Below are 19,662 nucleotides of genomic sequence, written 5' to 3' on the forward strand. Positions count from 1 at the left end.
GCCGGGTAACGTGCTACGTAGCGCTAATGCCTGTTCCTGACACCAGTTATCCTCGCCGCTGATAATCAGCAGACGACGGATCCCTTCGTGGGTCATTTGTTCGGTTAACGCGCTCAGCGCCGTGTTATCGGACATCCCTGCCTCAGTATCTTAAATACCTTTACCAAAAGTATTACATTGCCCCGGATCGCCGCTGTCAAAGCCGCGTTTGAACCAGGTAAAACGCTGTTCAGAGGTTCCGTGAGTAAAGCTGTCCGGCACGACGCGTCCTTGTCCCTGCTGTTGCAGACGATCGTCACCAATGGCCTGTGCGGCGTTCAGTGCCTCTTCCAGGTCACCAGACTCCAGTACGCCCTGCTGCTGCATGCTGTGGCCCCAGACACCGGCAAAGCAGTCCGCCTGCAGTTCCATTCGAACGGAAAGACGGTTCACTTCTGCCTGTGAGGCATTCTGCTGCATCTGACGAACTTTAGGTTCAATGCCCAGCAGTTTCTGCACGTGGTGACCCACTTCATGGGCGATAACATAGCCCTGAGCAAAATCACCATCGGCGCCCAGCTTGTTTTTCATGTCGTCATAGAATGAAAGGTCGATGTAAACCGTACCATCTGCCGGGCAATAAAACGGCCCCATCACGGACTGACCCGCGCCGCAGCCGGTACGCGTCGCGCCCCGGTACATCACCAGCTTCGGCTGTTGGTAGGTGCGGCCCATTTTTTCAAACTGCTGTCCCCAGGTGTCTTCTGTTGTAGCCAGAATCACCGAGGTAAATTTTGCCGCTTCATCATCGTTTGGGCTGATGGAGCGTGATGATTGCTGTTGGGAGACCGGCTGGCCAGTCATTAGCCCGGTGAGATCCACGCCATAATAACCCGCCACCAGCACCACAATCAGCAGGATGATGCCGCCTTTACCACTGGGCAGACGAAAACCAGGCCCACCCATAGAGGGGCCGCCGCCAGAGCTGTTTCGTCTGTCTTCCACGTTGTCACTTTCACGACGCCCTTGCCAGCGCATAATCACCTCAACTTTTTATTCATTATGATGATGATCGTAGGCGGTTCGGAACAGGATTACCATAAGAAATAGTAATCAAATCAGGTGGGGTTAATGAGCCGGAGAGCGATCGCCGGCTCAGGGGAAGATTAGTCTAACTTCACACCCAGGCGATGCGCGACGGCTTCATAGGCTTCGATCAGGCCGCCCAGACTCTGGCGGAAGCGATCTTTGTCCATTTTATCCAGCGTTTCTTTGTCCCACAGGCGGCTACCGTCCGGTGAGAATTCATCACCCAGGACCACTTCACCTTTATACAAACCAAACTCAAGTTTGAAGTCGACCAGAATCAGACCAGCATCATCAAACATCTTTTTCAGCACGTCGTTAGCTTTGTAGGTCAGCTCTTTCATACGTGCCAGATTCTCTTTGCTCACCCAACCAAAAGTTTCGCAATAGGAATCGTTAATCATTGGATCGTGCATAGCATCGTTTTTCAGGAACAGATCAAACAGCGGCGGATTCAGTTCAATACCTTCCTCAACGCCTAAACGCTTAACCAGAGAGCCTGCCGCGCGGTTACGTACCACACATTCAACCGGTACCATCTCCAGTTTTTTCACCAGACATTCGGTATCAGAAAGCAGTCGCTCCATCTGGGTAGGAATACCCGCTTCTTGCAGTTTAGTCATAATGAAATGGTTGAATTTGTTGTTCACCATGCCTTTACGGTCAAACTGTTCAATGCGCGCGCCATCCCCTGCTGACGTATCATTGCGGAATTCGAGCACCAACAGGTCCGGGTTTTCCGTGCTGTATACGGTCTTCGCTTTACCACGATACAACTCAGCTTGCTTTTGCATCTTTATTACTCCTGGGTGTGAATTAACGATAAATATTGCGTTTTTCTGCCGACGCACACGTTTGCGTATCATATCAGAAAAAAAGGGCTGGAGTTATCCAGCCCTTTATTTTTACTTACTGAACGCTGCCTGGAAGACGGCGACCAGCGCGTCGTTCTGGCTTTGCGTCAGGGTATGCCCCTTCGGATCGATAAACTGCAAGCTGCTGCGGTTGTCTAAATCACCGACCTGCAGTTTATAGTCGCCGGATACCAGACCCGGATCGCTTGCGCCCAACTCCTGCCAGTTGCTATCGGACAGTGGTTTGTAGGTCACCGCGATGCTGCCCTGAGAACGGGTGCTGTCGGTTACCTTCATCCCCACTTTCTCAAGCGCTGCCGGCAGACGCTGCCACACCACGTTGAACGGTCCACGTACCACCAGCATTGGTAAACCGGTGTCATCGGCGGCGCTCTGAACATCCATGGTGGCTGCAGAGCGGTTCTGCGCGGCATTCGCGGCGTCGGTGGCGTTCTTATCCAGACCAGCAGAGATAACGTTCATCATCTCAGCGCTGTAACGCTGCATTGATGCCGCATCGGCTACGGGTTTACCCGCCTGCTCGAGGTTAACCAGTTTCACCGTTACCGCTTGCTGATAGCCCTGCGGTTTAACCGAGATTTGATAACGTCCACGGTACTGCTCGTCTTCATCCAGACGGTTCCAGTCAACCCAGTCGGTGGTCAACGTCTGGCTGGCATCATCACGTTTGGTGATCGTGTAGTTTTTAGACTGAATGACGCTAACGACCTGCGGCCACAGTGTGTTGCCACGACCGTTTTCCACCAGTAATGTCGACGTATCACCCGCGATCTGTGTGCGAGCACCGGTGACTAATGCTAACGGCTGAGCCGGTGGACGAATATCCAGCGCTTTACCCACGGCACCACTGCCGTTGGTTACCGGGATATTATAGTCGCCCGACATAACCGGCAAAATCATCCCAGCTGGAGCATGAAGCTCAGCAAGCGGTGCGGCCTCCAGATAGGATTCATCACCGCTCACCTGGCGCTTATAGCGCGAGTCAGAGCTACAGGCCGCGAGCAACATAACAAGCGAAACACCCGCAACCTTGGCCAGGCGCGACTTTTGTACTGAGTAAGCCATCAAATCTCCCTAAACTTTACAGCAAACCGGCATGCTTAAGCGCCGCTTTGACGATTTCACGAGCATTGTCCGTGATTGGCGTCATCGGCAGACGTAGCGTATCGGTCGCCACAAGTCCCAACTCCTTACACGCCCATTTCACGGGGATAGGATTGGGTTCGACAAATAGTTTGTTGTGTAACGGCATCAGACGCTGGTTAATCACCCGCGCCTCGGCAAATTGCCCGGCTGCCGCCAGTTTGCACATTTCAGCCATATCACGTGCCGCAACGTTAGACGTTACGGAAATCACGCCATGACCACCGAGCTGCATAAAATCCAGTCCGGTCGCGTCATCACCGCTGAGCAGAATAAAGTCGTCCGAAACCAGCTCTTTGATCTGGTGAACGCGACTTAAGTTCCCCGTGGCCTCTTTAATAGCGATAATATTTTTAACTTTCGCCAGACGACCCACGGTTTCCGGCAGCATATCGCAGCCAGTACGGGACGGCACATTATACAGAATTTGCGGCAGGTCAGTATGCTCAGCGATGGCTTTGAAATGCTGGAACAAACCTTCCTGGGTTGGGCGGTTGTAGTAAGGCGTCACCGTCAGGCAGCCGACAACACCGCTGTCGTTGAAACGCTGCGTCAGACTAATGGCTTCCGCGGTCGCATTGGCGCCGGTTCCGGCAATCACCGGAATACGCCCGTCAGCCAGTTCCAGCGTCATCATCACCACATCGCCATGTTCATCATGACTCAGGGTGGCGGACTCACCGGTGGTGCCAACAGAAACGATCGCCGAGGTGCCGCTGGCGACATGATAATCAATCAGTTTTTTCAGGCTCGACCGGCAGACTTTACCTTTCTCATCCATCGGCGTAACAAGCGCGACAATACTTCCCGTGAACATGGGCCATCCTCTGTGCAAACAAGTGTCTCAATGGTACGTTTGGTACGACAATAAAAGCAAGCGACCAGAGCCGTTCTGATTGTTGTATGCATGTTTTTTTTATGCTTTCCTTATGATTACCTCACCGCTCAAAGGAAGAACAGGTTTGACATCGTCATCGCAACACTATCTGGTCATTACTGCGCTGGGTGCCGATCGCCCAGGAATTGTGAACACCATCACGCGTCATGTCAGCAGTTGCGGCTGTAATATCGAAGACAGCCGACTGGCCATGCTGGGTGATGAGTTCACGTTTATCATGTTGCTGTCGGGCACCTGGAATGCCATCACCCTGATTGAATCAACCCTGCCCTTAAAAGGCGCAGAGCTGGATTTACTCATTGTGATGAAGCGCACGACCGCGCGCCCCCGTCCGGCGATGCCTGCTACGGTATGGGTGCAGGTCGATGTCCCTGATTCTCCCCATTTGATTGAACGCTTCACCGCTCTGTTTGACAGCCACCAAATGAATATTGCGGAACTGGTTTCACGCACGCAACCGGCTGAGAATGGAAAGGCGGCGCAGTTGTTTATTCAAATTACCGCACATAGTCCTGCGTCACATGATTCGGCAAATATTGAAGATGCGTTTAAAGCACTCTGTACAGAACTCAATGCGCAAGGCAGTATTAACGTCGTCAATTACTCACAGCATGATGAACAGGATGGAGTTAAGTAATGAACCCACTGAAAGCCGGTGATATCGCACCGAAATTTAGCTTGCCGGATCAAGACGGAGAACAAGTAAATTTAACCGACTTCCAGGGACAGCGTGTTCTGGTTTATTTTTACCCGAAAGCCATGACACCCGGCTGTACCGTACAGGCCTGCGGCCTGCGCGATAACATGGATGAGTTAAAAAAAGCGGGTGTTGAAGTGCTGGGGATCAGCACCGACAAACCAGAGAAGCTTTCCCGATTCGCGGAGAAAGAAGTCCTGAATTTCACGCTCCTGTCCGATGAAGATCATCAGGTTTGCGAGCAGTTCGGCGTCTGGGGTGAGAAGTCATTTATGGGCAAAACCTACGATGGCATCCACCGCATCAGCTTCCTGATTGATGCCGAAGGGAAAATTGAGCATGTGTTTGATGACTTCAAAACCAGCAACCACCACGACGTGGTAATGAATTGGCTGAAAGAGAACGCCTGACCGTGAAATGCCGGATGGCGGCGTGAACGCCTTATCCGGCCTACAAATGCACGCACGTAGGCCGGATAAGACGCGTTAGCGTCGACATCCGGCAGATGACCGCCCGGTTACTCAAACGTCCCTTTCACACACGCTTTCTGCTCCCTGACTACGGCTTTTCCCTTCGCCCACAGGTGATGAACTTCCAGCGCGTCGTTGAGCACCAGAATGTCCGCATCGCATCCCACCGCCAGACGCCCTTTATGCTCCAGTGCCAAAAATTCTGCGACCGTACGCGTCAGCGGACACAGCGCCTGTTCCAGCGGTATGGCATGAACCTTCACCAACTGACGCACCGTCTCAGCCAGTGATTCAAACCCCGCGACACCGATTCCGGTGAGATTGCCAAGCTCATCAAATTCCGGCTGGCTGCCGTTGCCATCTGAGCTAAGGGTAATGCGCGACAGCGGCACGTTCTGGCGCAGCGCTGTGGCGATAGCCGTGGCCGGGTCGACGGGCTCATCAATGCTGCTGGTAATGTCGATATAACCGCCTTTACGGGCATACTCCAGCGCTGCCTGGAACAGCGGTTCCGCACGGTTAACGTGTGTCGGCAACAGTTTAGTAATCGGCACATCGCAACAGCCAAGGATCTGGTACAACGGTTCCAGCATGCGCGAGCTGTCGCCCATATGGAAAACGCTGATCCCCGGTTTGCGCCCTAACAATCCGCCGACACGCGACTGTGCCGCCATATTTGCCAGCGCCGAGGTATCCGGGGCTGAAGAACGATGGTCCGAAACCGCACACTTCACGCCAATCACTTTATCGATCAGCGCCACGTCGCGATCGATGCTGCCGGTGATAGTCGGGGAAGGCAGAGAGTACGCCCCGGTCAGCATCCAGGCGCTGATACCTTCAAACTCCAGCGCGCGGGTTTTTGCCAGCAGCGATTCAGGGTGACGGGTAATGCCATCGGTACCCAGCAAACCCACCACCGACGTGACACCAGCTTCAACCAGCCGTGACAAGCGCACTTCCGGCGTGCGGGTATGCGGCCCCGCTTCCCCACCGCCGCCAATAAGATGGACGTGTTGATCGATAAATCCTGGGCATACAATCGCGCCGTCAAGATTGATACACTCGCAACCGGGAAAGTCTTCAGGAGAAATTGACGGGGCGATGGCAACAATTTTGCTGCCGGAGACCAGTATATCCTGTCGCCCTAAATCTTCCGGCGCATACACGTGTCCCTGCTGGAACAACGTCAAATCAAGAATTGAACAGTTCATAACCTTCCTTGTCAGGCAATAACCTGCATAACCCAAATAGAGAGCAGCGCATTAATGACGCATACCGCAATAATTAGCGGGTAATAACGAGGATGAACCCCCGCGGTCCCCAGACAACGGCCCACATTTTGCACCGGATTTCCCATCAGGTAGATAGCCGGTAACAACACCGTGGCATCATGTCCCGAAAGCGTTCCGGCGACAACCAGGCTGGCGCACACGCCGACGCCGCCTCCCATACTCATCACCGCTGCCAGCAGCACAGTGGCAGATTCCCCCGGTAGCCCCCACAGCGCCATTACCGGCTCGCATACCCGCCCTACAACCTCGAGCAGCCCTGTCACCTTCAGCGCCTGAATAATCACAAACGCCATCACCACGTTAGGCAACAGACTGGTTGTTGCAATGGTAAACCCGCGCCGTGCGCCATCGATAAACATATCCATGACGTTTTTACGTACCTGCGTTGTCATCTCACGCCTCCTGCTGCATACGGCGATTTTCCAGCTGCGCGATCCACACACGCAACAGGTTCGCGCCCACAAATTTGAAGACAAGGATCACCGCCAGCGGCGTAATCACCGGAACGGTCACCATCGTAAACAGCGCTGCGCCAGAAGAAAAATAGTTGGTAATGCATGCGCTGCCGCTGGTTTGCCAGCAGGCAAAAATAGCGCGTTCCTGCTCTGTGATAATGCCCTCTTCCGCCATTTCTTTGGTCATCCCGGCCGCGGCATCGGTATTTTGCAAATTCGCAATCAACGCCAGCGAACAAATACCCGGAATGCCCAGTAACGGACGCAGGACCGGCGTCATCAGCTGTTGTGCCGCGCGCAACCCACCCAGCCCTTCGGTGACAGAAATAATCCCGAGCGAAAGAATGACGGAAGGCGCCAGCTCAAGCGCGAATAAGAAGCCGTCTTTTGCCCCCATCCCCCCTGTACCACGAAAAGAGACCGCCGTGTCGCCCGCAGCATTAATCTGCCCAAACGCACCGTTGAGGACGGTGAAGTCAAATACCCGCCACCATTCGGTACTTTTCGCAAACATGCCGGAAAAAAGAATAATCGTAATAAAAAAAGCGAGATAACCACCCCATCCCACCTTTTGCTGCGTGTGTGTGCTGCGACCCATTTTGTTCTCCTGTTGGCCTTAATCCTTGTGTGTCTAAAAGACATCACGATGGTCAAGTTAAAGACAAACGCGGAGAAAAACGACACCAGAGGAGATTATTCAGAAAGTGTGGATAGAGGTCAGACAAGTTCAGTTCCGGCGACATTGCATCGCCGGAACCTGTAGATTAGGGTTCGTCAACGACCTGACCATCCGGCCAGGCATGCATTACCGCTTTGATTAACGTCGCCAGAGGAATCGCAAAGAATACGCCCCAGAATCCCCACAGACCGCCGAAAATCACCACGGAGAGAATAATCACCAGTGGATGCAGATTGACCGCCTCGGAGAACAGCACGGGAACCAGCAAATTGCCGTCCAGTGCCTGGATTATCAGGTACACGGCAAAACAGCTCCAGAACTCGGTGCCAAGCCCGAACTGGAACAGCGCCACGCCAACCACCGGAATCGTCACCACAAAAGCGCCGATATACGGGATCAGCACCGAGAACCCGACCAACACCGCCAGCAGCAGCGAATAGTTGAGACCAAACAGCAGGAAGCCGAGCCAGGTTGCTACGCCGACCACCACCATTTCCAGCACCTTCCCGCGGATATAGTTGGTGATTTGCTGATTCATCTCTTTCCATACCTGCCCCGCCAGCCCGCGGTTACGCGGCAGCACCCGGCGCACGGCGTTCAGCATCTGGCCTTTATCTTTGATCAGAAAGAACACCATCAATGGGACGAGAACCAGGTAAACCGCCAGCGTCAGCAAACCGACCAGTGAGGCCAGCGAATATTTCACCACCGAATCGCCCATGGTGAGCATTCGCGAGCGCATATTTTCCGCCATCGCATCAATGATGCCCGCATCCATCAGCGCCGGGTAACGTCGTGGCAAGGTGGCGGCAAAATCAGACAATTTATTGAGCATGCCGGGCATGTCGCGGATCAGGTAAATTCCCTGCTGCCACGCAACGGGCATCACCACAAAAGCCATCAGCAGTAAAATACCGACAAACACCACCAGCACAATCGATGTCGCCCAACGCCGTGAACACCCAATATGTTCCAGCCGCACTGTCGGCCATTCAAGCAGGTACGCCAGCACAATGGCGACCAGCAGCGGCGCCAAAAGACCGCTAAAGAAAAACAGGATGCCAAAACCGGCAACAAGAATAATCAGCAGGGCGATGGCTTCGGGGTCGCTAAAGCGGCGACGATACCATTGCATCAACATTTCGAGCATAAAACCCTTCCATGAACCCAATAGCGGGATTGCGATCCCGAATTGTATCGAAATGTCACAAAAAAGACTTCGCTTTTTATGGCTGATTACGCAAAGTGAAAAGACATTTTTCCTGGGTGTTCATCGCCAGGTTTCGCAGTTACACTCCGTAAGCTTGCGGAGTGTGAACGATACTTCACAGCATCGGTCAAATGGCTATCTCAAAAAAGAATACAGGACAGAGGTTATGTTCAGGCAGTTGAAAAAAAACCTGGTTGCTACCCTCATTGCCGCACTGACTATCGGTCAGGTTGCGCCCGCATTTGCTGATACTGCGGACACCCTGCCTGATATGGGAACGTCGGCAGGCAGTACGCTTTCCATAGGACAGGAAATGCAGATGGGCGATTATTACGTACGCCAACTGCGCGGCAGTGCGCCATTAATTAACGATCCATTGCTCACCCAATACATTAATGCGCTGGGGATGCGTCTGGTCTCGCACGCCGACTCGGTAAAAACGCCCTTCACCTTCTTTTTGATTAACAACGATGAAATCAACGCCTTTGCTTTCTTTGGCGGCAACGTTGTCCTGCACTCCGCACTATTCCGCTATTCCGACAACGAAAGCCAGCTGGCATCGGTTATGGCGCACGAAATTTCCCACGTTACACAGCGTCACCTGGCGCGTGCCATGGAAGATCAGAAACGCAGCGCACCGCTAACGTGGGTTGGCGCATTAGGTTCAATTTTATTAGCAATGGCCAGCCCGCAGGCGGGTATGGCGGCGCTGACCGGTACGCTGGCGGGTACACGTCAGGGAATGATCAGCTTTACGCAGCAAAACGAACAGGAAGCAGACCGCATCGGTATTCAGGTGCTGCAACGCTCGGGATTCGATCCCCAGGCCATGCCAACGTTCCTGGAAAAACTGCTCGACCAGGCTCGTTACTCTTCGCGTCCGCCGGAAATTTTGCTGACTCACCCCCTGCCGGAAAGCCGTCTGTCTGATGCCCGTAACCGCGCCAACCAGATGCGCCCGGTGGTCGTCCAGTCGTCAGAAGATTTTTATCTGGCTAAGGCACGAACCTTAGGCATGTACAACTCTGGTCGTAACCAGTTGACCGATGACCTGCTGAGTAGCTGGTCGAAAGGCAACGTACGTGAGCAACGTGCGGCGCAGTATGGCCGGGCATTGCAGGCGATGGAAGCCAGTAAATACGACGAGGCGCGTAAAGCGCTGCAACCGCTGCTGGCGGCGGATCCTAACAATGCCTGGTATCTCGACCTGGCAACAGATATCGATCTCGGCCAGAAGAAAACCAGTGATGCCATTAACCGCCTGAAAAACGCCCGCGACCTGCGCACTAACCCGGTTCTGCAGCTCAACCTGGCGAATGCCTATTTACAGGGTGGACAAGCCAAAGAGGCGGCGACCATCCTGAATCGCTATACGTTTAACCATAAAGATGACCCTAACGGCTGGGATCTGTTAGCGCAAACAGAAGCCAACCTGAGCAACCGCGATCAGGAGCTGGCGGCGCGCGCGGAGGGGTATGCCCTCGCGGGACGTCTGGATCAGGCTATTTCGATGCTCAGCAGCGCAAGCTCTCAGGTGAAACTGGGTAGCCAGCAGCAGGCCAGATACGATGCCCGTATTGACCAGCTACGCCAGCTGCAAGAACGCTTTAAACCGTACACGAAGATGTAATTATCGAACCCTTGCCGGATGGCGACGCTGTAGCGTCTTATCCGGCCTACGTCAGACGCAATATGTAGGCCGGATAAGGTCTTTTGGCCGCCATCCGGCAGTATTGTTATGCAAGGAGAAGTCATGTCAGACGCGATTAAAATCTACCATAACCCACGCTGCTCCAAGAGCCGTGAAACGCTGGAATTACTGAAGTCCAACGGCGTGGACCCAGAAGTGGTGTTGTATCTGGAAACGCCGGCTGACGCAGCAACCCTGCGCGAACTGCTGCAAATGCTCGGTATGTCCAGCGCGCGTGAACTGATGCGCCAGAAAGAGGATCTCTATAAATCGCTTAACCTGGCGGACAAAAATCTGAGTGAAGATGCGCTGATTCAGGCAATGGTGGAAAACCCGAAACTGATGGAGCGCCCGATTGTGGTTGCCAAAGGTCAGGCTCGAATTGGACGCCCGCCTGAGCAGGTACTGGAAATCGTCGGTTAACCTGCAACCTGCCGCAGTCTTCTCGGCTGCGGCGCTTACAGCTTCAGAATTTCTTTTACGAACGGAATGGTCAGCTTACGCTGGGCGGTGATCGACGCATGATCAAGCTGATCCAGCGTCATAAACAGCGTTCGCATTTCACGATCCAGACGTTTCAGCAGAAAACGTCCCACATCTTCCGGCAGTTCAAATCCACGAAGTCTGGCGCGTAATTGCAACGCCTGCAGCTTATCTTCATCGGAAAGCGGTTGTAGCTTGTAGATTTGCCCCCAGTCCAGGCGTGAGGCGAGATCCGGCAACCCCAGATTCAGCTGTCTTGGTGGACGATCGCCGGTGATCAGCAAACGCGTTTTCCCCGACTCCAGGATACGGTTGTAGAGATCAAAGATCGCCATTTCCCACAGCGAATCGCCGGCCACACATTCGATGTTATCAATGCAAACCAGCGATAAATGCTCCATCCCGTCTAGCACCTCGGGGACGAACCAGGTGCGTTTGTCGAGCGGCACGTAGCCTACCGCATCGCCGCGCGCGGACAGTTCCGCACAGGCTGCATGCAGCAAATGACTACGGCCAGCGCCTTCACGCGACCAGAGATAAATATACCCGCTATGTTCCTGACGCAGCACGTTTTGCAGTGCAGCCAGTAAAGAGGAGTTATCCCCCGGCCAGAAACTTGCGAAAGTTTCGTCGTCAGGAAGATAAAGTGGCAAAGAGAGCTGTGCCGGTGTGTTCAGAGATACCTCAACCCAGGATTTCATAAAATCGCGTTGAGTTTAACACAGAAATACGTCGCGATAGAACCGGGCAGCGCTGCCGCCCGGTCAGAGATTTACTGTTGCGGACTGTCTGCATCTTTCGCGTCAAGCACGACTTCTTCCGGACGCAGCAGGCTGATAACTTTGAAAATCAGGCTCAGACAGACACCAACAATGGTCGCCAGCGCCATGCCTTTCAGCTCTGCGGCACCGATGTGAACTTTCGCGCCACTTACGCCGATGATCAAAATAACCGAGGTCAGGATCAGGTTCTGCGCCTTGTTATAGTCAACCTTCGACTCGATCAGTACGCGAATACCAGAAGCACCAATCACACCGTACAGCAGCAGTGATACGCCGCCCATAACCGGCAGTGGGATAATTTGGATCGCCGCCGCCAGTTTACCCACGCAGGAGAGAAGAATGGCGAAAATTGCCGCACCACCGATAACCCAGGTACTGTAAACGCGGGTGATCGCCATTACGCCGATATTTTCGCCGTACGTGGTGTTCGGCGTAGAGCCGAAGAAACCAGAGATTACCGTAGACAGACCGTTGGCAAACATAGAACGATGCAGGCCAGGATCGCGAATCAAATCTTTTTTCACGATATTCGCCGTCACCACCAGATGCCCGACGTGTTCAGCGATGACCACCAGCGCCGCTGGCAGGATGGTCAGAATGGCAACCCACTCAAAACGCGGCGTGTAGAACGTCGGCAGCGCGAACCAGTGGGCCTGCGCAATTGGCGTAGTGTCCACAACGCCCATCACGAAGGAGAGCGCATAACCGGCCAGCACCCCGATCAGAATCGGGATAATCGCCATAAAACCGCGGAACAATACTGAACCAAAGACCGTTACCGCCAGCGTTACCATAGAAATGATGATGGTTTTTGAATCCGGTAATTGCCCCTCAGCAGGCAGTAACCCCGCCATACCCGCAGCAACGCCAGCCAGCTCCAGACCGATGACGGCAACGATTGCGCCCATCGCCGCAGGCGGGAACATGACATCCAGCCAGCCGGTTCCTGCCTTCTTAACAATGAAAGAAACCAGGCAGAACAGGACGCCACACATAATGAAACCGCCCAGCGCCACTTCATACCCTAACGGCAGCAGCAGCAGTACCGGGGAAATAAAGGCAAAGCTGGAACCCAGATATGCGGGAATTTTACCCTTACAAATAAAGAGATACAGCAACGTACCAATGCCGTTAAACAGCAGAACGGTAGCCGGGTTGATGTGGAACAGGACTGGCACCAGTACCGTTGCGCCAAACATGGCGAACAGGTGCTGCAAACTAAGCGGGATTGTCTGTAAAAGCGGCGGTCTTTCACTCACCCCGATAGCACGGCGCGTCATAGTGTTTTCCTCTGAGTGTTGTTTGTTATTAGCCATTGGGTTGTTTTATTCAAAAAAAAGCCGACTCTTAAAGTCGGCTTCTTTTCACTTATTCGTTTACTTAGTACCAAAAATCTTATCGCCGGCATCGCCGAGCCCCGGAATAATGTATCCGTGCTCGTTCAGTCCCTGATCGATGGAGGCGGTGTACAGTTCCACATCCGGGTGCGCTTTTTCCAGTGCCGCGATACCTTCCGGTGCCGCAACCAGGACCAGCACTTTAATGCTGGTGCAGCCTGCATTTTTCAGCAGATCGATAGTGGCGATAACAGAGCCGCCGGTTGCCAGCATTGGGTCAACGATCAGCGCCATACGCTCATCGATGTTAGAAACCAGCTTCTGGAAATACGGAACCGGCTCCAGCGTCTCTTCGTTACGGTACATACCAACAACGCTGATACGCGCGCTCGGAACGTTTTCCAGAACGCCTTCCATCATGCCCAGACCCGCACGCAGGATAGGCACAACGGTGATTTTTTTGCCTTTGATTTGGTCAACTTCAACTGGACCGTTCCAGCCTTCAATGGTCACCTTTTCGGTTTCCAGACCAGCGGTTGCTTCATAAGTCAGCAGACTGCCAACTTCCGAGGCGAGTTCACGAAAGCGTTTAGTGCTGATGTCGTTTTCACGCATCAGTCCCAGCTTGTGTTTGACGAGTGGGTGTTTGACTTCCACGATCTTCATACTCTTCTCCTTTCCTCAGACGAATGGCAACCACAAAAAAAATCGCCGGATTATACCGCTTTTCCTCTCTGGCGCAACACTGCATACGCTTGATATGGATCAACCAAAGTCATTTGCGTCTGAATGATGAGTATAAAACAAGCCCCGCACTGATGGCGGGGGTTGCTGTCAATGCTATGAATTTTAAAGATATTCAGCATTGGTCTGGATGACTTTTTGATACCACGAAAAAGATTTTTTAGGTGAGCGCGTTAATGTCCCGCTACCGTCATTATTTTTATCGACATAGATAAACCCGTAGCGTTTTTTCATCTCCCCTGTTCCGGCAGAGACTAAATCAATGCAGCCCCACGGGGTATATCCCATCAGATCCACGCCATCTTCCACCACCGCTTTTTTCATCTCACGTATGTGGGCGGCAAGGTAGTCGATACGGTACTGGTCGTTAACTGTACCATCGTCCTCGCGCACATCAATGGCGCCAAATCCATTCTCCACAATAAATAGTGGCAGCTGATAATGATCCCAGAACCAGTTCAGTGAATAACGCAGGCCAACCGGATCAATCTGCCAGCCCCAGTCCGATTTCTGCACGTACGGGTTGGAAACCAGGCTTTTCGACTCGTCGTAATCCAGCTGTGGGTTGTCCGCCGTTGCCTGGGTCGCGAAAGACATATAATAGCTAAAGCCGATGTAATCAACGCAGCCCTTGGCCAGCGCCTGACGGTCTTCCTCGGTGATATCCAGTTCAAAGCCACGACGGGCAAAGTAGTTGAGAAGATGCCGCGGGTATTTGCCGCGCACATGGACGTCAGTAAACCAGTAACGCCGGTGCATGGCATTCATCGCCATCATCATATCGTCTGGCGCGCAGGTCAGCGGATAGATTGGACACATGGCAATCATGCACCCTATTTGTAATTCCGGGTTAATCTCACGCGCGACCTTTACCGCCAGCGCGCTTGCCACCAGCTCATAGTGCGCCGCCTGGTACATGACCGGCTCGCGGTCTTCGCCAGGCTGGTATTTCAGACCTGAGTTAGTAAAGGGCGCGAAATCTTCGTGATAATTTGCCTGGTTGTTAATCTCATTAAACGTCATCCAGTACTTCACTTTGTGCTGGTAACGAGTGAATACCACCCTGGCAAAACGGACAAAGAAATCGATAAGCTTGCGGTTGCGCCAGCCGCCGTACTCCGTCACCAGATGGTAAGGCATCTCAAAATGCGACAGCGTAATCACCGGCTCAATGCCGTATTTCAGGCATTCGTCAAACAGGTCATCATAGAACTGTAGGCCAGCTTCATTGGGTTGTTCTTCATCGCCTAAGGGGAAAATACGTGTCCAGGCAATAGAGGTGCGAAAACATTTAAACCCCATTTCGGCAAACAGCTTTATGTCGTCTTTATAGCGATGATAAAAATCGATGGCCTCATGGTTAGGGTAATTTTTACCGGCAATCACACCGTCGGTAATTTCACGCGCCACACCATGCGCTCCCGCGGTCATGACATCAGCAACGCTGACGCCTTTTCCGCCCTCCTGCCAGCCACCTTCCAGTTGATGAGCAGCGACAGCACCACCCCACATGAAATCTGCTTTAAATCCTGACATACCCTTCCCCTATCGTGATGACTCTGCGCAAAACGCTGTTGATGAGGTCCGCAACAGAAAATAGAAACCGGTTTCAGTACGATACTGTGCATTCGGCTAACAGGATTCAAGCACAAGACTGTACCCGGTTTCATTTTCGTGGCGCAGCTCAAACAAATAGATAAATGATTGTAAAATGCTGAAAAAACCAGCAGATAAAACTTGATGCAGAGCAGGCTCGCAAACGTTTGCTTTCCCTGTTAGAATTGCGCCGAATTTAACTTTTACTGCAAGTAAACATGTGGGGAAGCAGGCAGTGACCGATAAAACCTCTCTTAGCTACAAAGATGCCGGTGTTGATATTGATGCAGGTAATGCTCTGGTTGATCGAATCAAAGGCGTAGTAAAGAAAACTCGTCGTCCGGAAGTTATGGGTGGTCTGGGTGGCTTCGGTGCGCTGTGCGCATTGCCGCAAAAATATCGTGAACCGGTACTGGTTTCCGGCACTGATGGCGTTGGTACAAAACTGCGTCTGGCGATGGATCTGAAACGCCACGACACTATCGGCATTGACCTCGTCGCAATGTGCGTCAACGACCTCGTGGTTCAGGGCGCTGAGCCGCTGTTCTTCCTCGACTACTATGCAACCGGCAAACTGGATGTGGACACCGCAGCCAGCGTCATTAACGGGATTGCCGAAGGCTGCCTGCAGTCTGGCTGTGCGCTGGTCGGTGGGGAAACAGCTGAAATGCCGGGGATGTACCACGGCGAAGATTACGACGTGGCAGGTTTCTGCGTTGGCGTCGTCGAAAAATCAGAGATTATCGACGGTTCAAAAGTGGCTGACGGTGACGTACTGATTGCGCTCGGCTCCAGCGGCCCGCACTCCAACGGCTACTCTCTGGTGCGTAAAATTGTAGAAGTCAGCGGTTGTGACCCAGAAACCACCGAGCTTGAAGGCAAGCCGCTGGCCGATCACTTACTGGCCCCTACCCGCATTTACGTGAAATCCATTCTGGAACTGATCGAGAAGGTTGATGTGCACGCCATTGCCCACCTGACCGGCGGCGGCTTCTGGGAAAATATTCCACGCGTTCTGCCAGACAACACGCAGGCAGTGATCGACGAATCTTCATGGCAGTGGCCAGCCATCTTCAACTGGCTGCAAACGGCGGGTAACGTCAGCCAGCATGAGATGTATCGCACCTTTAACTGCGGTGTAGGTATGGTTATCGCCCTGCCAGCTCCGGAAGTGGACAAAGCCCTTGCTTTGCTCAATGAGAAAGGTGAAAACGCATGGAAAATCGGTATCATCAAAGCTTCTGATTCCGAACAGCGTGTGGTCATTGAATGAAAAACATTGTGGTGCTCATTTCCGGCAACGGAAGTAATTTGCAGGCGATAATCGACGCCTGCGAACAGAAAAAAATCAATGGCACCATACGTGCAGTATTCAGTAACAAGGCCGATGCGTTCGGCCTTGAGCGCGCACGCGAAGCGAATATTCCGGCACACTCGCTGGAAGCCGCCCAGTTTGCCAGTCGCGAAGCATTCGACCGCCAACTGATACAAGAGATTGACGCCTATGCACCCGATGTCGTGGTGCTGGCCGGTTATATGCGTATCCTCAGCCCGGCGTTTGTCGCTCACTATGCTGAACGATTGCTGAATATCCACCCGTCTTTATTGCCGAAGTATCCCGGCCTGCATACGCATCGCCAGGTACTGGAAAACGGCGATGAAGAACATGGTACCTCAGTCCATTTCGTGACGGATGAGTTGGACGGCGGACCGGTCATTCTCCAGGCCAAAGTTCCAGTATTTGAAGGCGACAGCGAAGATGATGTCACGGCACGGGTTCAGGCTCAGGAACATACCATTTACCCGTTGGTGGTAAGCTGGTTTATCGACGGTCGCCTGAAGATGCGTGATAACGCTGCATGGCTGGATGGCGTTCGTTTGCCTCCACAAGGCTACGCCGCCGACGAATAATAAAAAAACCAACCTGTAAGCCGAATGTCACCATCCGGCTTACAGGCATAACTACCTTTTCCGGTTAATACCACCGGTATTCATCTACGCTCCCCCTTTCTCTTTGCTATCAGACGGTTTATTGTCATATTTTTCTGGCACAGTTGGACATCTGAGAGCAATGCTCGCCATAATAAATCGGTAGTGTCCCGTGAATGAAACGGAGTAAAAGTGGTAATGGGTCAGGAAAAGCTATACATCGAGAAAGAACTCAGCTGGTTAGCGTTCAACGAACGTGTACTCCAGGAAGCTGCTGATAAGTCAAACCCGTTGATCGAACGGATGCGTTTCTTAGGCATCTATTCCAATAACCTCGACGAGTTTTATAAGGTTCGTTTTGCCGAACTGAAGCGCCGAATCATTATTAGCGAAGAACAGGGTTCAAACTCTCACTCCCGCCATTTGTTAGGCAAAATCCAGGCCCGCGTATTAAAAGCCGATCAGGAATTTGACGGCCTGTACAACGAGTTGCTGTTGGAAATGGCGCGCAATCAGATTTTCTTAATCAACGAACGCCAGTTGTCGGTCAATCAGCAAAGCTGGTTGCGTCATTACTTCAAGCAATATCTTCGCCAGCACATCACGCCGATCCTGATTAACCGCGAGACGGATTTAGTCCAGTTTTTGAAAGATGACTACACCTATCTGGCGGTAGAAATTATCCGTGGCGATACGATCCGCTACGCGCTGCTGGAAATTCCTTCCGACAAGGTTCCTCGTTTTGTGAATCTGCCGCCGGAAACCCCGCGCCGTCGCAAACCGATGATCCTGCTGGACAACATCTTACGTTACTGCCTTGACGACATTTTCAAAGGGTTCTTTGATTACGACGCACTGAACGCCTATTCGATGAAAATGACCCGTGACGCCGAATACGATTTGGTGCACGAGATGGAATCGAGCCTGATGGAGCTGATGTCATCCAGCCTGAAACAGCGTCTGACCGCAGAACCTGTACGTTTTGTCTATCAGCGTGACATGCCCAATGCACTGGTCGAAGTACTGCGTGAAAAACTGACGATTTCTCGCTACGACTCGATTGTTCCCGGCGGGCGTTACCATAACTTCAAAGACTTTATTAACTTCCCTAACGTTGGCAAAGCTAACCTGGTGAACAAACCGCTGCCGCGTCTGCGCCATATCTGGTTCGACAACGAGAAGTTTCGTAACGGCTTTGACGCCGTTCGCGAACGCGACGTGCTGCTGTATTACCCCTATCACACCTTTGAGCACGTTCTTGAACTGCTGCGCCAGGCCTCTTTCGACCCGAGCGTGCTGGCTATAAAGATCAACATCTACCGTGTGGCAAAAGATTCACGCATCATAGATTCAATGATCCATGCCGCGCACAACGGTAAGAAAGTCACCGTGGTGGTGGAATTGCAGGCCCGCTTCGATGAAGAAGCCAACATCCATTGGGCCAAGCGTCTTACCGAAGCAGGCGTTCACGTCATCTTCTCCGCGCCAGGCCTGAAAATTCACGCCAAACTGTTCCTTATCTCGCGTAAAGAAGGTGATGAAGTCGTGCGCTATGCGCATATCGGGACGGGGAACTTCAACGAAAAAACGGCACGCCTGTATACCGACTACTCGTTGCTAACTGCCGATTCGCGCATTACCAACGAAGTGCGTCGGGTGTTTAACTTCATCGAGAACCCGTATCGCCCGGTGACGTTCGATTATCTGCTGGTTTCCCCGCAGAACTCACGCCGTCTGCTGTACGCGATGATCGACAAAGAAATCGCCAACGCGCAGCAAGGACTGCCTTCCGGCATTACGCTAAAACTGAATAACCTGGTCGATAAAGGTCTGGTTGACCGCCTCTATGCGGCCTCAAGCTCAGGTGTGCCGGTCAATTTGTTGATTCGTGGTATGTGTTCTTTGATTCCGAATCTGGAAGGTATCAGCGACAATATTCGCGTTATCAGCATCGTTGATCGCTATCTTGAACATGACCGGGTCTATATCTTCGAGAACGGGGGTGACAAGCAGGTGTATCTCTCCTCCGCTGACTGGATGACAAGAAACATCGACTATCGTATCGAAGTTGCCACACCACTTCTTGACCCGCGCCTTAAGCAACGCGTGCTGGATATTATCGATATCCTGTTCAGCGACACGGTGAAAGCCCGCTTTATTGATAAAGAACTGAGTAATCGCTACGTACCGCGCGGAAACCGCCGTAAGGTTCAGTCACAATTGGCGATTTACGATTACATCAAATCACTCGAGCAACCTGACTAAAGATATGCCAATACACGACAAGACTCCACGACCGCAGGAATTTGCTGCGGTC

At 52.6% G+C, this 19,662-nt stretch carries 20 protein-coding genes; 7 read left to right on the plus strand and 13 right to left on the minus strand.

All coding sequences use genetic code 11. The features are described 5' to 3' along the window. From FDW94_RS24565 to dapA, 5 genes are all read right to left on the minus strand, one after another. On the minus strand, positions 1–135 hold a 135-nt coding region (locus tag FDW94_RS24565; RefSeq protein ID WP_249358654.1), incomplete at its 3' end, for a hypothetical protein. A gap of 15 nt (positions 136–150) precedes the next feature. Continuing rightward, complete coding sequence (locus tag FDW94_RS19975) at positions 151–1,017, minus strand: neutral zinc metallopeptidase (RefSeq protein WP_003037967.1); 867 nt, start codon at positions 1,015–1,017, stop codon at positions 151–153. A 128-nt stretch (positions 1,018–1,145) separates the two neighbouring features. Then, complete coding sequence (gene purC / locus FDW94_RS19980; protein WP_003835086.1) at positions 1,146–1,859, minus strand: phosphoribosylaminoimidazolesuccinocarboxamide synthase; 714 nt, start codon at positions 1,857–1,859, stop codon at positions 1,146–1,148. 111 nt (positions 1,860–1,970) lie between these two features. Further along, the gene (gene bamC / locus FDW94_RS19985) at positions 1,971–3,005 is read right to left on the minus strand and encodes an outer membrane protein assembly factor BamC (RefSeq protein ID WP_003835088.1); all 1,035 of its coding nucleotides are present in this window, start codon (positions 3,003–3,005) and stop codon (positions 1,971–1,973) included. Between the two features lie 16 nt (positions 3,006–3,021). Further along, positions 3,022–3,900 carry a 4-hydroxy-tetrahydrodipicolinate synthase gene (gene dapA, locus FDW94_RS19990; protein ID WP_003037957.1) on the minus strand — a complete coding sequence of 293 codons (879 nt, stop codon included), beginning with the start codon at positions 3,898–3,900 and terminating at the stop codon, positions 3,022–3,024. 145 nt (positions 3,901–4,045) lie between these two features. On the opposite strand from dapA, the gene FDW94_RS19995 reads away from it, so the two are divergent. Continuing rightward, complete coding sequence (locus tag FDW94_RS19995) at positions 4,046–4,618, plus strand: glycine cleavage system transcriptional repressor (protein ID WP_003037954.1); 573 nt, start codon at positions 4,046–4,048, stop codon at positions 4,616–4,618. After that, entirely contained in the window at positions 4,618–5,088 is a 471-nt protein-coding gene (gene bcp, locus FDW94_RS20000) for a thioredoxin-dependent thiol peroxidase (protein WP_003835095.1), read from the plus strand. The genes FDW94_RS19995 and bcp overlap by 1 nt, the downstream gene beginning before the upstream one ends. Positions 5,089–5,195: 107 nt before the next feature. On the opposite strand, the gene iadA is transcribed toward bcp, so the two are convergent. The 4 genes from iadA to FDW94_RS20020 form a co-directional block, all read right to left on the minus strand. Beyond that, positions 5,196–6,359, minus strand: coding sequence for a beta-aspartyl-peptidase (iadA, locus tag FDW94_RS20005; protein WP_137378142.1), 1,164 nt, complete (start codon positions 6,357–6,359; stop codon positions 5,196–5,198). Between the two features lie 11 nt (positions 6,360–6,370). Beyond that, positions 6,371–6,832, minus strand: coding sequence for a YjiG family protein (locus tag FDW94_RS20010; RefSeq protein WP_003835099.1), 462 nt, complete (start codon positions 6,830–6,832; stop codon positions 6,371–6,373). A 1-nt stretch (position 6,833) separates the two neighbouring features. Beyond that, positions 6,834–7,493, minus strand: a complete 660-nt coding sequence (locus FDW94_RS20015) for a nucleoside recognition domain-containing protein (RefSeq protein ID WP_137378143.1) — start codon at positions 7,491–7,493, stop codon at positions 6,834–6,836. A gap of 166 nt (positions 7,494–7,659) precedes the next feature. After that, on the minus strand, positions 7,660–8,724 hold the full coding sequence (locus tag FDW94_RS20020; protein ID WP_003037941.1) for an AI-2E family transporter: 1,065 nt from the start codon (positions 8,722–8,724) through the stop codon (positions 7,660–7,662). A 226-nt stretch (positions 8,725–8,950) separates the two neighbouring features. On the opposite strand from FDW94_RS20020, the gene bepA reads away from it, so the two are divergent. After that, entirely contained in the window at positions 8,951–10,414 is a 1,464-nt protein-coding gene (gene bepA, locus FDW94_RS20025) for a beta-barrel assembly-enhancing protease (protein WP_008785438.1), read from the plus strand. A gap of 123 nt (positions 10,415–10,537) precedes the next feature. Then, positions 10,538–10,897, plus strand: a complete 360-nt coding sequence (gene arsC, locus FDW94_RS20030) for an arsenate reductase (glutaredoxin) (protein WP_003037937.1) — start codon at positions 10,538–10,540, stop codon at positions 10,895–10,897. A gap of 35 nt (positions 10,898–10,932) precedes the next feature. Here the strand turns inward: arsC and FDW94_RS20035 are convergent, their stop codons facing one another. The 4 genes from FDW94_RS20035 to FDW94_RS20050 all read right to left on the minus strand — a co-directional run bounded on the left by FDW94_RS20035 (position 10,933) and on the right by FDW94_RS20050 (position 15,356). After that, positions 10,933–11,634 carry a DnaA inactivator Hda gene (locus FDW94_RS20035; protein WP_211924219.1) on the minus strand — a complete coding sequence of 234 codons (702 nt, stop codon included), beginning with the start codon at positions 11,632–11,634 and terminating at the stop codon, positions 10,933–10,935. A 95-nt stretch (positions 11,635–11,729) separates the two neighbouring features. Further along, complete coding sequence (gene uraA, locus FDW94_RS20040; RefSeq protein ID WP_003835107.1) at positions 11,730–13,019, minus strand: uracil permease; 1,290 nt, start codon at positions 13,017–13,019, stop codon at positions 11,730–11,732. 96 nt (positions 13,020–13,115) lie between these two features. Next, entirely contained in the window at positions 13,116–13,742 is a 627-nt protein-coding gene (gene upp / locus FDW94_RS20045) for a uracil phosphoribosyltransferase (RefSeq protein ID WP_003835110.1), read from the minus strand. Between the two features lie 183 nt (positions 13,743–13,925). Beyond that, entirely contained in the window at positions 13,926–15,356 is a 1,431-nt protein-coding gene (locus tag FDW94_RS20050; RefSeq protein ID WP_071446833.1) for a 6-phospho-beta-glucosidase, read from the minus strand. 295 nt (positions 15,357–15,651) lie between these two features. Between FDW94_RS20050 and purM the strand changes: the two genes are divergently transcribed. The 3 genes from purM (at position 15,652) to ppk1 (ending at position 19,610) form a co-directional block, all read left to right on the plus strand. Next, on the plus strand, positions 15,652–16,689 hold the full coding sequence (gene purM / locus FDW94_RS20055) for a phosphoribosylformylglycinamidine cyclo-ligase (protein WP_137378144.1): 1,038 nt from the start codon (positions 15,652–15,654) through the stop codon (positions 16,687–16,689). Continuing rightward, entirely contained in the window at positions 16,686–17,327 is a 642-nt protein-coding gene (gene purN / locus FDW94_RS20060; protein WP_008785442.1) for a phosphoribosylglycinamide formyltransferase, read from the plus strand. Before purM ends, purN begins: the two co-directional genes overlap by 4 nt. Positions 17,328–17,543: 216 nt before the next feature. Further along, a complete protein-coding gene (gene ppk1, locus FDW94_RS20065) occupies positions 17,544–19,610 on the plus strand; it encodes a polyphosphate kinase 1 (RefSeq protein WP_032944192.1) in 2,067 nt (688 codons plus the stop codon). The last annotated feature ends 52 nt before the right edge of the window (positions 19,611–19,662 follow it).

Origin of the sequence: Citrobacter sp. wls757 (assembly GCF_005280935.1) — a bacterium.
In the GTDB taxonomy this organism is placed as follows: domain Bacteria; phylum Pseudomonadota; class Gammaproteobacteria; order Enterobacterales; family Enterobacteriaceae; genus Citrobacter; species Citrobacter portucalensis.

What these genes read in the sequence shown, in the direction of transcription:
- FDW94_RS19975 (WP_003037967.1), bottom strand. Translation starts at nt 1,017, where the DNA reads ATGCGCTGGCAAGGGCGTCGTGAAAGTGACAACGTGGAAGACAGACGA.
- purC (WP_003835086.1), bottom strand. Translation starts at nt 1,859, where the DNA reads ATGCAAAAGCAAGCTGAGTTGTATCGTGGTAAAGCGAAGACCGTATAC.
- bamC (WP_003835088.1), bottom strand. Translation starts at nt 3,005, where the DNA reads ATGGCTTACTCAGTACAAAAGTCGCGCCTGGCCAAGGTTGCGGGTGTT.
- dapA (WP_003037957.1), bottom strand. Translation starts at nt 3,900, where the DNA reads ATGTTCACGGGAAGTATTGTCGCGCTTGTTACGCCGATGGATGAGAAA.
- bcp (WP_003835095.1), top strand. Translation starts at nt 4,618, where the DNA reads ATGAACCCACTGAAAGCCGGTGATATCGCACCGAAATTTAGCTTGCCG.
- iadA (WP_137378142.1), bottom strand. Translation starts at nt 6,359, where the DNA reads ATGAACTGTTCAATTCTTGATTTGACGTTGTTCCAGCAGGGACACGTG.
- FDW94_RS20010 (WP_003835099.1), bottom strand. Translation starts at nt 6,832, where the DNA reads ATGACAACGCAGGTACGTAAAAACGTCATGGATATGTTTATCGATGGC.
- FDW94_RS20015 (WP_137378143.1), bottom strand. Translation starts at nt 7,493, where the DNA reads ATGGGTCGCAGCACACACACGCAGCAAAAGGTGGGATGGGGTGGTTAT.
- FDW94_RS20020 (WP_003037941.1), bottom strand. Translation starts at nt 8,724, where the DNA reads ATGCTCGAAATGTTGATGCAATGGTATCGTCGCCGCTTTAGCGACCCC.
- bepA (WP_008785438.1), top strand. Translation starts at nt 8,951, where the DNA reads ATGTTCAGGCAGTTGAAAAAAAACCTGGTTGCTACCCTCATTGCCGCA.
- arsC (WP_003037937.1), top strand. Translation starts at nt 10,538, where the DNA reads ATGTCAGACGCGATTAAAATCTACCATAACCCACGCTGCTCCAAGAGC.
- uraA (WP_003835107.1), bottom strand. Translation starts at nt 13,019, where the DNA reads ATGACGCGCCGTGCTATCGGGGTGAGTGAAAGACCGCCGCTTTTACAG.
- upp (WP_003835110.1), bottom strand. Translation starts at nt 13,742, where the DNA reads ATGAAGATCGTGGAAGTCAAACACCCACTCGTCAAACACAAGCTGGGA.
- FDW94_RS20050 (WP_071446833.1), bottom strand. Translation starts at nt 15,356, where the DNA reads ATGTCAGGATTTAAAGCAGATTTCATGTGGGGTGGTGCTGTCGCTGCT.
- purN (WP_008785442.1), top strand. Translation starts at nt 16,686, where the DNA reads ATGAAAAACATTGTGGTGCTCATTTCCGGCAACGGAAGTAATTTGCAG.
- ppk1 (WP_032944192.1), top strand. Translation starts at nt 17,544, where the DNA reads ATGGGTCAGGAAAAGCTATACATCGAGAAAGAACTCAGCTGGTTAGCG.